The 13919-nt window shown below is 62.8% G+C and carries 12 protein-coding genes and 1 pseudogene; 12 read left to right on the top strand and 1 reads right to left on the bottom strand.

The genetic code is table 11. The features are described 5' to 3' along the window. The first annotated feature begins 14 nt into the window (after positions 1-14). Positions 15-764 (top strand): sulfite exporter TauE/SafE family protein, encoded by a 750-nt coding sequence (locus A5779_RS26715; protein WP_064886737.1) that lies wholly within the window; start codon positions 15-17, stop codon positions 762-764. Positions 765-856: 92 nt separating this feature from the next. Here the strand turns inward: A5779_RS26715 and A5779_RS26710 are convergent, their stop codons facing one another. Further along, on the bottom strand, positions 857-1456 hold the full coding sequence (locus A5779_RS26710) for a TetR/AcrR family transcriptional regulator (RefSeq protein ID WP_064886736.1): 600 nt from the start codon (positions 1454-1456) through the stop codon (positions 857-859). Positions 1457-1787: 331 nt separating this feature from the next. On the opposite strand from A5779_RS26710, the gene A5779_RS26705 reads away from it, so the two are divergent. From A5779_RS26705 to A5779_RS26660, 11 genes and pseudogenes are all read left to right on the top strand, one after another. Then, positions 1788-2987, top strand: a complete 1200-nt coding sequence (locus A5779_RS26705) for an LLM class flavin-dependent oxidoreductase (RefSeq protein ID WP_064886735.1) — start codon at positions 1788-1790, stop codon at positions 2985-2987. Continuing rightward, entirely contained in the window at positions 2984-3847 is an 864-nt protein-coding gene (locus A5779_RS26700) for an enoyl-CoA hydratase/isomerase family protein (RefSeq protein ID WP_064886734.1), read from the top strand. The genes A5779_RS26705 and A5779_RS26700 overlap by 4 nt, the downstream gene beginning before the upstream one ends. A 3-nt stretch (positions 3848-3850) precedes the next feature. Then, positions 3851-4657 (top strand): enoyl-CoA hydratase/isomerase family protein, encoded by an 807-nt coding sequence (locus A5779_RS26695; RefSeq protein WP_064886733.1) that lies wholly within the window; start codon positions 3851-3853, stop codon positions 4655-4657. A 19-nt stretch (positions 4658-4676) separates the two neighbouring features. Next, a complete protein-coding gene (locus A5779_RS26690; RefSeq protein ID WP_236734892.1) occupies positions 4677-6584 on the top strand; it encodes an AMP-dependent synthetase/ligase in 1908 nt (635 codons plus the stop codon). A gap of 8 nt (positions 6585-6592) precedes the next feature. After that, on the top strand, positions 6593-7348 hold the full coding sequence (locus A5779_RS26685; protein ID WP_064886732.1) for a creatininase family protein: 756 nt from the start codon (positions 6593-6595) through the stop codon (positions 7346-7348). A gap of 70 nt (positions 7349-7418) precedes the next feature. Then, a complete protein-coding gene (locus A5779_RS26680) occupies positions 7419-7895 on the top strand; it encodes a flavin reductase family protein (protein WP_236734891.1) in 477 nt (158 codons plus the stop codon). Continuing rightward, positions 7892-9007: a 3,4-dihydroxy-2-butanone-4-phosphate synthase gene (locus tag A5779_RS26675; RefSeq protein ID WP_064886731.1), complete on the top strand. Its 1116-nt coding sequence runs from the start codon at positions 7892-7894 to the stop codon at positions 9005-9007. Before A5779_RS26680 ends, A5779_RS26675 begins: the two co-directional genes overlap by 4 nt. A gap of 142 nt (positions 9008-9149) precedes the next feature. Next, positions 9150-10799 carry a long-chain fatty acid--CoA ligase gene (locus A5779_RS26670; RefSeq protein WP_110777770.1) on the top strand — a complete coding sequence of 550 codons (1650 nt, stop codon included), beginning with the start codon at positions 9150-9152 and terminating at the stop codon, positions 10797-10799. A 48-nt stretch (positions 10800-10847) separates the two neighbouring features. Then, the gene (locus A5779_RS26665) at positions 10848-11669 is read left to right on the top strand and encodes an SDR family oxidoreductase (RefSeq protein WP_064886730.1); all 822 of its coding nucleotides are present in this window, start codon (positions 10848-10850) and stop codon (positions 11667-11669) included. 123 nt (positions 11670-11792) lie between these two features. Further along, a pseudogene (locus A5779_RS33205) lies at positions 11793-12073 on the top strand (ATP-binding protein); the annotation flags it as partial. 140 nt (positions 12074-12213) lie between these two features. After that, positions 12214-13179 carry a helix-turn-helix domain-containing protein gene (locus tag A5779_RS26660; protein WP_131811702.1) on the top strand — a complete coding sequence of 322 codons (966 nt, stop codon included), beginning with the start codon at positions 12214-12216 and terminating at the stop codon, positions 13177-13179. The last annotated feature ends 740 nt before the right edge of the window (positions 13180-13919 follow it).

Raw genomic sequence — 13919 nt, 5'->3', positions numbered from 1 at the left:
GGTTCGATGAGAGCGTGACCCTCGAGATCCTGGTCGTAATTGGTGCGCTTTCGGGCGTCACGACGGTGTTGTTTGGTTTTGGCGGTGGGTTCGTCACCGTTCCGGTGATCGTGTGGACGGACGCCGAACTCGGCGCTGAAGCGATGCGAACCGCAGTGGCCACATCGGCCGTCGTAGTCTTCGCTGCTTCAGCTATTGCCACCGCGTCGACCCGTCGCGAGATCCTGGCGAGCCTGCGCGGGAGGCGTGTCCTGCTGGCACTGCTGGCGGTGGGCGGGGTAGTGGGCGGCCTGGCCGCGCGATTTGCGCCGGCCGAACTCGGACGGTGGGCATTCGTGGCGTACCTCGGTGCAACACTCATGGATGCCCTCGCCCGGCCGGGTTTCGTCCGCCCAGTCGGTGTGGTCACCCAACACCGCACTATTCGAGCGGGATTCGGGTTCCCGGTTGGCGCGGTGGCAGCGTTCGTCGGGGTGGGTGGCAGCGTGCTTACCGTCCCGCTGCTGCGTCGAGCCGGGCATTCCATGGAATCGGCGACAGCTCTTGCCAATCCGATGACGCTCGCCATCACAGCACCCGCCGTTGTGCCGCTGATCGCATCGGTGGATGTCACCTCTGCGGCCGCGCTGCTGCTGGGTGCGACACCGGTGGTGGTTGTGCTGCGGCGCTCCGGGATAACGATCCCCGACGTCGTCCACGCCCGTGCCTATGTTGGGCTGATCGGCGCAGTATGCATAGCGATGACACTGGCTGCGCTGTACTAAACGCACCAAGAGTCGAACGGTTCCGAGAGCCATCCCTGACGGTGCCGAAGTGGAATCCCTACGCGAATATCTGGCCGGGCCCGGCCGACATATCAATCGTCGCTGGGCGAGGTGAGCGCCTTGATCGCTGCGGTCGACATCGTCTTGACGATGGACTCGTGGTCCAGGCCCTTGTTGAGAGTCGCCACGGAATTGAGCATTGAGAACACCGTATGGGTGAGTAGCCGAACCTCTGGCTCGGACAGGTCGGGCCGCAATGCTGCGACGATGGAAATCCATTCCTCGGCATAGAGATTCATCTCGCGCCGGATTCGCCGCCGGTCCTTCTCCGGTAAGGCGTGTTCGTTCTTCATGAAGACGAGCGTCGTCGGAGCTGAGGTCACCACGCTCCTGATGTGGAAGTCGACCAAGATCTCGAGTGCCGCCCGCGGATCGGGCTCCGCTTCCGCCGTTTCCCTGGCGAACCGGTGCAGAGCCGCCAAGGGACTCTCCACCACGGCGATTAAGAGAGCCTGCTTGTTCTCGAAGTGGTTGTAGAGGCCCGGCCCGGAAATTCCGGCCGCTGTGCAGATCATGTCCACGGTCACTCCGTCGTAGGAGTTTCGCAAGAACAGGTCGGCGGCCACCTTGAGCAAGACATCCCGGCGTGAAGTGCCGACGGACGGCTCGTGCGCGGCAGCGTCAGTGGTCATGGCAAACAACGATAGCCACGGTGCCAGGCGCCGCCGAGTTCGGGAGCGGTCGAGGGGCGCGCACGAGGTTGAGGCCACGTTGCACCTCCGCTGGCCGGACGGCTGGGCAGAACGGCATTAATGATCATTAATATCTCGTAACTAGGGTCACTCGGGCGCCCTGGGCCGACGGGACCGTGTCCGCACAGCCTAATCTCGGCATACTGCCAGGTGAACTGGGTTCAGTCGGCAGCGCGGGACGCACTCAAAACTCGATCGAAGTTCTGCGTTGACAACCAAGGCGTCGCGTCTTACGTTAAGAAGCGTTCACCTAGTGGAAAGTGGTGTGAATATGCGGTTCATTTTCATGAGCGAAGGCGAGACGGTCCCGGGGCATACCCATGAGCACCGCTACCGCGAGCTCGTGGACGAGGTCCTACTTGCGGAGGAGGTGGGGTTCGACGCGTTCGGAACGTCCGAGCAGCATGTCGCGATCGGCACGGCCACAACCTCCGCACCTGAGGTCATCTATCCCTACTTGATGGCGCTGACCAAGCGCATCCGATTCATGCACTTGGTCACCCTCTTGCCCACGCGCATCAACCATGCCCTTCGTGTTGCCGAACGGTTGGCGACCGAGGACATCCTGTCCAGCGGCCGAGTGGAACTCGGAGTGGGACGTGGGAACACGACACTTGCGCTGCGCGCCTTCGAAGTTGAACCAAGCGAGAACAAGGATCAGCTCATAGAGGGCCTGGAGGTTATTCGGCGGGCCCTGCACAATGACGTGTTCTCCTACGTTGGCGAGCACTACAAGATCCCGCCGCGAAGCTTGGTGCCCAAGGCGATTCAACGGCCATACCCCCCCATCTCGATGGCTGCCGGAAGTCCGGAGTCGGTTCGTAAGGCCGCCGAGCTCGGCATCGGGGCTATCGTGGGTGGCTTTTACCTGGGCTTCGAGTTTGTCGAGAGCATGTTGCGCATCTACGACGATGCCCTCGAGGCAGCCACGCATACCTATCCGCTGCAAGCTCAGAAGCTCGTCGCCGTCGGAGGCGGAATGCACTGTGCCGAGACACGTGACGAAGCCCTCAAGTGGGCGCGGAATCTCAAAGAGACGGTTGCACTTTCGACTGACGCGTATCAGCGCCTGTCCAAGTTGTCGGCCGACTATCAGTACATGGGCGCGGTGCGGAACGTCGACTTCAACGATGAGCGATACATGTTCGAGGAGTCATCCGGATTCATCGTGGGCGACCCGGATGACTGTGCGGCACAAGTGCAGCGATTCGCCGACCTTGGCGCAGACGCCATCGTCATGCGAATCGATGGACTCCCACACAGAGAGCTGATGAAGTCGATCGAGCTCTTCGGCAAATATGTCATCCCCAGGTTCAAGAACCCACGGGCTGTGGTGCGCCCCGCTGACGCGATCTTGGCCGACATCCGCACGGCCCGACCCGCTCACTATGCGGAGCTCGAAGCGTTCGAAGAGTCCAAATCCCAGTCCAATTCCCATAAGAGTGTTGTCACGGTAGGAGAGACACGATGAGCAACTTGGCCACTGATGACATCTTCAGCCGCTACCCCGAGGAAGTCCTGATCGAGCGCAGGCCCAATGGCGTACTGCTCATCACGATCAACAAGCCCGACCGGCTCAATGCCTTGACGATGCCGATGTTCGACCATCTGTCGGACATCTGGGTAGACGTCGACCGCGACCCGGAAACACGGGTTGCCGTCATCACGGGCGCCGGCCGTGGCTTCTGCACGGGCATGGATGTACGCCAGCCGGAGCCGACGCTGGACGAAGCGGTGGCCCTCATGGAGGGTGAGCGCAGACGTATCACGGCCCTCCTCAACATGGACAAGCCTCTGATCTCGGCAATCAACGGTCCCGCAGTGGGCTGGGGTCTGTCGATGGCGCTTCTGGCCGACATCAGCGTCGCCGCCGAGGATGCATTGCTTCGAGACGGGCACACCCGTGTCGGCGTGGTCGCCGGCGACCATTCCTCGCTCATCTGGCCGTTGCTCGTGGGGATGGCCAAGACGAAGTACTACCAGTTGACTTCGGCAAGCATGACCGGCATCGAGGCGGAACGAATCGGCTTGGTGAGTCTCGCTGTACCGAGGGAGAATGTGCTGGATCGCGCCCTCGAGATCGCCGACGAACTTGCGCAGGGCTCGCAGCAGGCGATCCGCTGGACAAAGCGGTCCCTGAACACCGGATGGCTCACCAATGCCCTTCCGCAGCACGAGCTTTCCGCGGCGCTGGAGGTCATCGGATTCGCGAGTGCAGACTACTTCGAGGCCCGGCAGGCCTTCCGCGAAGGCCGTCCGCCGAAGTATCCGTCCGCACACGGCGAAGCGCACTCTGTCCTGGGAGCGCAACCGGCGAACGTAGCCAGGTGACCTATGAGCGCACTCGCGACCGGCCAGTCTGCGACCCTCGACACCGCTGACCACGATGGTGTTCTGGTGGTCGCGTTGGACAGGCCACCGGCAAATGCGATGAACCGCCAGCTCATCCACGATCTTGCCGGCCTGTTCGAGCAGCTCCGCGCCAGGCCGGACGCACCACCGATCGTCCTCACCGGTAAGGGAAAGCGGTTCTTCAGCGGTGGAGGCGACATCAAGGAGCTGGAGGGTGCGCTCGCCGGCGAGATCGAGATCCGAATGCGGGAATTCCACGCACTACTCGTGGCGATGGATCGCTACCCGCGTCCGGTGGTCAGCGCGATCAATGGGCACTGTGTTGGCGGTGGTATGGAGGTCGCACTCTTTTCGGACAGTGCGTTGGCTGTCAACTCCGCCCGGTTCGGGTTTCCGGAGATCAATCACGGACTGCTACCGGCGGACAAGGGGATCCAACGAGCCAACCGGGTGCTCGGAGTGCGCGTTACCCGGCGAATCCTCTTGTCGGGTGAGCTTTTCGACGCGCAGCACGCTCTCGACATCGGGCTCATCGACGAACTCGTCTCCGGTCTCGAGGAGCTGATCCCGGCGGCCGTCGCAACGGCGCGCGCGGCCGGCTCGAAGGCTCCGGTGCTCTATGGTGCCTTGAAGGGCAGCGTCAACGCTGCGGACGACGTGCGCGATGAGGCGTCCCTGCAACGCACGCTGAAGGCCGCTGCCGATTATTTCGACGACCCGGCCGCGCGAGAGTTGCGGCAACGGTGGAGTGGCCGGAGGGCTCTCGCGGCCAAAGCGCAGTCGTGTTGACCGAGGAACAGGACTGACTATGAAGATGCAAAACCTGCGGGCAGCGACCTCGTCGTCGACGGGATATACGGAGGTGCCAGTGTTGGACATCCTGACGGGGTTCGATGCCGTGAATCGGACTTTCGCTCAGATGCTCTGCGACCGTGCTGAGCGTGAACCCGACGTGATCGCGTATTGCAGCTGGGTCAACGGGGCAGCCCGCCCGACCACGTGGAGCGAATATCTCCAGCAGGTGCGGGAGGTCGCGCTGGGCTTGCATGATCTCGGTGCCATGCCAGGCGACCGGGTGGCCATCGTGTCGTCTACCCGCCACGAGTGGGTCGTGGCCGCCCTCGCGATACTCAGTGGAGGCGGTGTTCCAGTAGGCGTGTACCCCACGAGCTCGACCGCCGAAGTCAAACAGGCACTGGAGAGTTCCGAGGTCACAGTCGTTTTCGCGGAGAACGCGGCAGACGTCGCGAAAGTTGCCGCGGTATCGGCCGAGCTGCCACGACTGCGTGCGACGATCGGGTTCGACACCAAACCGCAGGGCCTGGCGGAATCTGTGCAGGCCGTGCACTGGGGAGAACTGCGCCATCGCGGCCGATCCCGCGGGGTGACCGAACCCGAGCTGTTTGCGACGCTGGTTGAGGCGGGCGATATCGACCAGCCCGCGGCCCTGTTCTACACGTCGGGTTCTACCGGTGCGCCGAAAGGTGTGATCCACACGCACCGCACCTTGCAGTACTCGGTGCTCGCCTTCGCCATGTCGTACCCAGAGGTCGGCAGGATCAGGCACGACCTCGTCGCGTTCCTGGGCCTCTCACATGTTGCACCCGCGCTGATCGGAGTATTCACCCCGATCATGACTCGCCTCGTCATCACTTACTGCACCATGGATCAACGCCTGGACGCGCTCGTCGGCGTGCGACCGACAGCGGTCCTGTGGCCACCGCGGATGCATGAGAAGCTGGCCGGCGAGGTGTTGCAGAAGCTCTCGGAGTCTGGCGTCACCTTCCGGCTGCGGTACGCGATAGCGATGCGGATTGCTCGCAGAGTAAGCGAGATGCGCTGGACAGATCGGGACGTGCCTTGGTATTTCAACTATCTCAACGACATCTGTCTCCGTTGGGTGTTCATTCCCCTGCGTGCAAAGGTTGGCATGGACCGCATCAGGGTGACCTGGACGGCTTCGGGCAGCATGTCCCCCGAGGTGACAGCGTTGTGGCAGATGTGGGGACTCGACCTTCGTGAGCTCTTCGGAACGACAGAGACCTGCGGATCGGTTCTTGCCCAGTGGGATCGCGCATTCCCGCCACCCGGAACAATCGGGAAAACCATGCCTGACCCACGGTGGAAGGCGCGCGTATCTGGAGAGGGGGAGCTGCAGTTGCGCAGCCCCTGCCTCTTCAGCGGTTACCTCGACGACCCCGAGGCGACGGCCGCTGCGATGGACCACGGCTGGTATCGCACAGGCGATCTGGTGGAGATGGACCCCGATGGGGAAGTGCGGATCATCGGCAGAATCAAAGATGTCCTCAAGACCAGCGGCGGAAAAACTGTCAGCCCTCAGCCGATCGAGCTCCGACTCAAGGCCAGTCCACTCATTGACGAGGCGATTGTCGTCGGTGAAGGGCGCAAGTATCTGACCGTACTGGTCGGCGTGAGTGCGGAGGCACGGGCGATGCCCACGGCTGACCGAGATGTCGCGCTTGCCACATGGATCGACGAAGTCAATTCTGAGCTCTCAAGGCCGCTGCAATTGAAGAAGTTCCGCGTCCTGCCACGGTTGCTGTCGGCCGCGGACGGTGAGTTGACTCTCAAGGGCACCATCCGGCGCTCGGCGATCCTCGCGTCTTTCCGCGACCTCGTCGATGAGATGTACGACGCCGATGAGCAGGGGGAGATTGCCCGCCAGGCGCGGTTCGCCGGCGGCGGTCCGAAGTAGGTGAATCGATGAACGAGGTTCGGATCGAGTTCATGACAAGCGCCGAGGTCAGCGCGGCGATCTCGGAAGGAGCGCGCACAGCAGTTCTGCCGTTGGGAGCGGTCGAACAGCATGGTGGGCATCTACCGCTGTCGATGGATGCCGATCATGCTGACGAGCTCGCGGTGCGGGTCGCGCGCCGTCTCGGGGGCGCGCTGGTTCTGCCGACCGTACGGGTGGGGTATTCCCCGCACCACCTCGGATTCACCGGCACCCTGTCGCTTCGCGCGTCGACGCTGGAATCGGTGTGCGAAGACTACTGTCGGCACCTCGCCAAGGATGGCTTCGAACGAATCCTCATGTTCTCCGGGCATATCGGGAACCATCCCGTGATGCGTGACTTCGAGGTGCGACTCACGGTGGCACTCGCGCCGCTGACAGTCATCGTCTTCTCCGATACCGAGGCCATCTTGAACGCGTGGCAACGGGCGGCGGACTGCGTGGCATCTCTGGGCGCCAACGTGGGAGGGCACGCTGACATCGCAGAGACGTCGGTGATGCTTGCCCTTCACCCACAGAAGGTCCGCATCGACCGGTTCGCACGAGGCTACATCGGCAAGGTGGACCAGCAGCTACTCGATCGGGCATTTCAAGACGGAATCGGAGCAGTCTCCGCCAACGGGGTTCTGGGTGACCCAGAAGGCGCCTCGGAACGGATCGGGGAGGCGTGCCTCGACGCGGTCACCTCCCTTATTGCCGACTACGCCCGCGCCCGGGGCGCGTGACATCCACGAGAACGGAGTGCAAGCGATGACTACCCTCGATCCCGTTTCTACCGGGAACTCTGACTGGGATATGGCGCAACTGCGCAGGCTTTACGGTCGTTATCCAACTGGCGTCGCGGCGGTGTGCGCACTGCGTGATGGACAACCGGTCGGGATTGTTGCCACCTCGTTCACCCCGGTATCCATCGATCCGGCGTTGGTGTCGATCTGCGTGCAGCACACGTCGACGACCTGGCCGCATCTGGCTGACGGCCGCCATCTCGGCGTCTCCGTCCTGGAATCGCGGCAAGAAGCCGCGTGCCGGCAGATTGCGGCGAAGAATGTGGATCGATTTGCCGGAGTGTCCTGGTTCGCCACCGAATCCGACGCGGTGCTGCTGTCGGATGCGGTGGCCCAACTCGACTGCGAGATCTCCACGACCGTTTCCGCCGGTGACCATGATGTGGTCATTCTCGAAGTCAAGGCCGCTGCGGCGGACCTCGACGCATCGCCGCTTCTCTTTCACGACAGCAGATTTCGAACGTTCGCGGTCGGACATGACTCATGACGGCGCACAGCTGTGTGTCTCGGCTGGCGATCGAGCGCGCCGGTGCGGCTCTGCGCGCTGGGACTCCGATTCTGGTTGTCAACGGCACCGAAGACCAGGTCGTCGCCGACGTAGTGATCGCGGCTGCTCATGCCACGCCGCATTGGACGGCATGGCTGGTGAGGTTCACCTCGGGGCTGATTTGTGCGGCGCTGCCCGCACGTCGAGCAGAGGAACTGGATCTGCCGACCATGGCCCGCGACGATGACTCGAATGTGGAAGCTCCCACGTTTGCCGTCGCGGTAGACGCCGCATCCGGTATCGGTACCGGCATCAGCGCCACCGACCGCGCCCGCACTGCGCGCGTTCTGGCAAGCGACAGCTCCCGGCCAGGTGATCTGGTGCGGCCCGGTCATGTTCTCCCAGTGAGGGTTGCAGGCTGCGGTGTGCTCAAGCGCCGGGGAAGCGCAGAGGCGACGGTGGATCTTTGTGACATAGCGGGGCTTCCACCGGTAGGACTTACCGCTGCCCTCCTAGGGGAGGACGGCGAACTACTGCGGGAACCCGCGGTCAGTGTGTTCGCTCAGAACCATCGCTTGCCGATGGTGCACATCGACAACGTCGTACACCACCGCCTGTTCCATGGTGACGGACGTCGTAAACGGGTGATACTGGTTCAGAATCGGCTAGACCGGCTTGGGAGTCGGACGATCAAGACAGTCGACTTTGAAGACCAGCTGACTGGCGCTCGACAAACGGTGTTCATCGGCGCCTCCGGACCCGGTATCGATCCAGACGTGTATGTCGTAGAGGAGTGTGTGCACCGCGAACCACTACTCGCCTCTGGCTGCGAATGCAGAGTCGAATTTGAGCGGTGCTACCAGCGTATCGCTGCGCGCGGCGGAGTCCTCGTGTACCTGCGGCCGCCCATCGCGTCAGCGCCGCGGTTCTCGGTGGCGCAGTCAGAGGTGGTACAAGGTTGCATCATTGCCATGCTGCTCGAACTTGGTTTCACCGCAGTCAATGTGGCCAACAGCATGCACAACGCACGTGTGACGTCCCGGTGTGACTTGGCCATCTCAGGGCTTCCCGTGGTATCGGAATCGTGCGGGCTCTCCGCTGCGGCGCATTGATTCGTCGGTCCTTCTGGAGCTGCGACTGCTCTCTCCACGTGTGATCCGCAGAACCGCCGACACGGTTGCACCGCTGGCTTCTTCCTAAGGCCCATTGACACAGACGATCGGAGAGAACACATTCATGGACATCCGCGCCACCATGCAGAACGTCCCGCTGACGCTCACGGCAATCCTAGACGGAATTGACGGTACCTTCGGCGATTCAGAGGTCCTCACCTACGCGGGCCCGAACACCGTTGCACAAACCGCCACTTTCTCTGAGATTGCCACGCGCGCAGCTCAACTGGCCAACGGACTGGCTGGTCTTGGAATCGTTGCCGGTGACCGAGTTGCGACTTTCATGTGGAACAACCAGCGGCACCTCGAGGCATACCTCGCCGCACCCTGTTCTGGTGCGATCCTGCACACCCTCAACATTCGCCTCACACCACATCAACTCGGCTACATCGCCTCCGATGCCGGCGACAAGATCGTCATCGTCGATGCCAGTTTGCTCGACACGTTGCTCCCAGCGTTGCCGCTGATGCCGGAACTGACGGCGCTGGTAATAGCCGGTGACCCGACCGACGCTCAGCTGGCCGAGGTATCACGTCTGGTGCCCAACGTGATCGCTTATGAGCAACTCGTGAACAGTCAGCCGACCACGTTCGCGTGGCCAGTGCTCGACGAACTCAGCGCAGCGGCGATGTGCTACACCAGCGGAACCACCGGGGATCCCAAAGGCGTGGTCTACAGTCATCGGTCGGTCTACCTGCACGCCCTTGCCGTCTGCACGGCCAACGTTGCCGGAATCTCGTCCCGTGACCGGGTGCTTCCCATAGTCCCGATGTTTCACGTCAACGCGTGGGGCATTCCGTATGCGTCGCTGATGGCCGGCGCCACACTGATACTGCCGGACCGCCACCTCAAGCCCGACACGCTCGTCGACATGATCGCGAAACACGGCGCCACGTTGTCTGGCGGTGTCCCTACGGTTTTCAACGACATGTTGCGGTGGCTGCGCGACAATCCCGGTCATCGAATCGACTCGTTGCGTCGAGTGCTGTGTGGCGGCGCCGCGGTTCCGGCGTCCCTTGTCACCGCGTATCGCGATGAATTCGCGGTTCCGCTGGTCCAAGCGTGGGGCATGACCGAAACCAGTCCCATCGTGACCATCGCCGACGTCCCAGGCAACACGGCCACGACCGATCAGCAGCGAAAGCTCAACAGCACAGGCCGATTCCTGTTCGGCGCCAAAGGACGCATCGTTGACGAGGCGGGAACTGTTCTGCCCCGCGACGGCCGATCGGTTGGCGAAGTGCAGGTGCGTGGTCCCTGGATCACTGGCGGCTACCACGGCGGCATCGACGCCGAGAGCTTCTCCACCGACTCGGACGGACAACTCTGGCTCCACACGGGCGACATCGGACACATCAGCGCAGACGGATACCTGACGCTCACCGACCGAGCCAAAGACGTCATCAAATCCGGCGGCGAATGGATCAGCTCCGTGCACCTTGAAACCACTCTGGCCGGTCATCCCGATGTGATCGAAGCTGCCGTGATCGGCGTACCTGACACCCGTTGGGATGAGCGGCCACTCGCATTGGTGACCTTGCGCCCCGGCTCCGCCGCGCGGGTCGAAGATCTGAAGGCTTGGCTTGAGGAGCGCGTACAGCGATGGTGGCTGCCTGAGCGGTGGGCCGTGGTCGGCGCTATCGCGCGCACCGGTGTCGGCAAGTACGACAAGAAGCTGATGCGGCAGCGATACCACTCCGGCGAGATTCCAGTCACCGTGTTGCCCCGCTGAATCGACATCGCCACTGCGGTCACATCAAACCGACGCGGATGGATCAGAATGCAGATCGAGAACAAGGTTGCTGTCGTCACCGGCGGTGGATCAGGAATCGGCCGGGCACTGGCGGTCGAACTCGCCAGGAATGGGGCACAGGTCGTCATCGGCGACCTCGACGAGCGTGACGCTGCCGAAGCGGCCGGGAGCGTCGGTGACGCGGCGACGAGCATCCGGGCGGATGCATCCACCGTTGACGGCGTCACAAGCTTGATCGCTGAGGCCGAACGGCACTTCGGGCCCGTGGACATCTTCGTCGCCAATGCCGGCATCATGGGAGCTGCGGGCCTCGGCGAATCCGCCGACTGGGACAAGGTCCTTGCGATCAACCTGCGCGCTCATGTCAATGCCGCCAGGCTGCTGTTACCGGGATGGCGCAGCCGCGGCAGCGGTTACTTCGTGTCGGTCGCCTCCGCGGCCGGCCTGCTGACGCAATTGGGCGCGGCGGGGTACGCGGTCACCAAACACGCCGCGATCGGATTCGCTGAATGGCTTGCAATCACCCACGGCGAGGAGGGAATAGGCGTGAGCTGTGTGTGTCCGCTCGGAGTCGACACGCCCCTTCTCACCGCAGTGCGGTCCTCCCCAGGCCTGTCGCGCCGGATCGGCGCACAGTCGATCATCAAGTCCGGCAGCGTCATCAGCGCAGCGGAGGTCGCGGCGGAGACGATCGGCGCCGTACGCGCGGAGCGATTCATGGTTCTACCCCACCAAGAGGTTCTGGGTATGTTCCGCGGCAAGGCCGCGGACTATGACGGGTGGCTTGCGAGAATGCGTCGCCTGCAGCGGTCCCTGAGCGACGGTGCCGCAGCACCGAGTGACGGTTAGCGACGGCGAAGGGCTCTGCACCATCAATCCAGCAGACCAGAAGGGAATCTCGCGGTTTCGTGGGCACCGGAACGGATCGACGCTGGTGGTCAGACATATTGGGGTGCAGAGGAATCCGGATAGCTGTCCAAGACCGTCGCTCGCTACGGCCGAGTTGATCTGCTCTGTATTGACGAGCTGGGCTACATGGAACTCGATCGTCGCGGCGCCGAGCTGCCGTTCCAGGTCCTCACCGAACGCGAAGAGAAGGCCTCGGTCGGATCGTCTCCAACGAAAGTCTGTCCGGGTGGACCAAAACGTTATCCGACCCGCGGTTGTGCGCAGCCATCGTCGACCGACTCACCTTCGGCGGCAACATCATCGAAACCGGCACCGACTCCTTCCGCGTGGCCCACCCGCCCTAGAACCAGCAATCAGACCCGGCCAGCCGGTCACTGAGAATCCCGACGGGCCGGTCGAGGATCCCGCGGAGGTCAGCGATGGTGAGCCAGGCAGTGAGTCAGGAGGGCGAGCAACGTCTCGCGATTCTGCATTGTGGTGTGCTGTGTCGAATGGAAAACAAGTGCCGCCTGCCTCAGGATGGGACGTGTACTTTTGCCGACCGGAAGAAAGTGCGACCGTGCAGCCAATGGTGAACCCAAGCCGCAGGAACGCGGCGCCCGAGGCGGCTGCGGCCGAGGATGCAGCTGCACGGGCCTTTCTAGCCCGGACACACTGGCAGTCCAACGGCATGCAGTTCATGTTCGCCGCTGAGGCTGTCAACACGCCGACCGACTGGCAGTTCAACAGCCCTGATCACGTCCTGGTAGTGCACCGCGCAGGCGACCTCACGACGATGGAAGTCGAATTCGAACGCGGCCCGAGCGGACCAGCGCTGCCCCGCATCGGCGACGTCTGGCTGATCCCCGCCCAACAGCGCTACGCCGCACTAGCACAAGGAACCTCCGTTCAATTCTGCGAGATCCGCATTTCCACTACGGACTTCGAGGATCGCGACGTTGCGGCGACGGTGCAGCATCGCGACCTTCTGGCGCTACATCTGACCCAACGGATGTTCCGAGCAGCGACCAGCTCCGACCCGTTGGAGCAGATGTTGTGCGAGTCATTGGCAGATGCAGTACGCCTGCAGTTCCTCACAACGCTCACCGCCCCGGGCCTAACGTCCGCCGCCGTCCGGTCACCGACCGCCTGGGACCACGCGACGCGGGCCAAGGTTGTCGAATACCTCGAAGACAATCTGGATGCCGACATCACTCTTTCGCGCTGGGCAAAGCACCTAGAGCTCTCAGTCACCGAGTTGACCGCCCGATTCAAGCTGACGTTTCGAACTACCCCCCACCAGTACTTGGTCGACCGTCGAATCCGGCGCGCAAAGATGTTGCTGACCTGCACCACCAAGCCCATCACCGAAATCGCCCATGCGGTCGGCTTCTCCACCCCGAGCCACTTCGCAACGACCTTCCGGTCGAGGGTGGGCGTCACTCCGACCGCCTACCGCCAATACTGCTGAAGCCTGACAAAACCCATCGGAGTTTTTCGCAACTCCGGCATGTGTTTTCCGACAACGCCACACGGGGCCCTCCGGATACCGTTGCTGTGCGTCCTACGAATTAGGCGACGTCGACGCGCGGCCTGGATGCCGAACGAGCAGTTTCGTTCGGCAACCAGGATTGCGTTCAGCATCTGCCCCTTGTTCGGAGGCTGGCGGATGACTCGCCATCTGCATTTCGCAAGCTTCGTCACTGCTCCAGTCGGTTTCGTGCGGCTCCCAGCCATCGCGGTGCACGAGCGCGGCGCGGCACCTGTGGCATACGGCGTGGCGGTCGTACTCTTCTGGGGTCGGTATGCGTCAGTCTTGGGGTCTCATTGACACCCGCAATCGAGTACGGCGATGCGCGTCAGGTGCACGTGCATCGGAACCGGCAACATTACTGAGACCAGTCGATACGCGCAGGCGTGGTGCAGGACCGGCTCTGGCGGATGAAGGTCATCCGGGAACCCGCTTGAGCGGCTCGCGGTTCGGCGCCGCCTTGCGATCGCGCACCACGACCAGGTTGGAATTCACCACCAGTGACACCGGGAACTGGAGATTATCGGCAAGTGGTCGGATTTTTCGAAAGCGTCCGCAAGGAGCGATTCGTATCCTGGGCACGCGTCACACGAATAGGCGTCGTAGGCGTGCGATCCGGTTGCCGTTTTGATCCCATTTCGGTAACCGGATTTTGCGTTCAGCGCCCAACTGCGCGCCAC

Origin of the sequence: Mycolicibacterium peregrinum, from assembly GCF_001665625.1 — a bacterium.
Taxonomy (GTDB): domain Bacteria; phylum Actinomycetota; class Actinomycetes; order Mycobacteriales; family Mycobacteriaceae; genus Mycobacterium; species Mycobacterium peregrinum_B.
The sequence above is the reverse complement of the archived record's forward strand: the minus strand, read 5'-3'. Positions and strand labels throughout refer to the sequence as shown.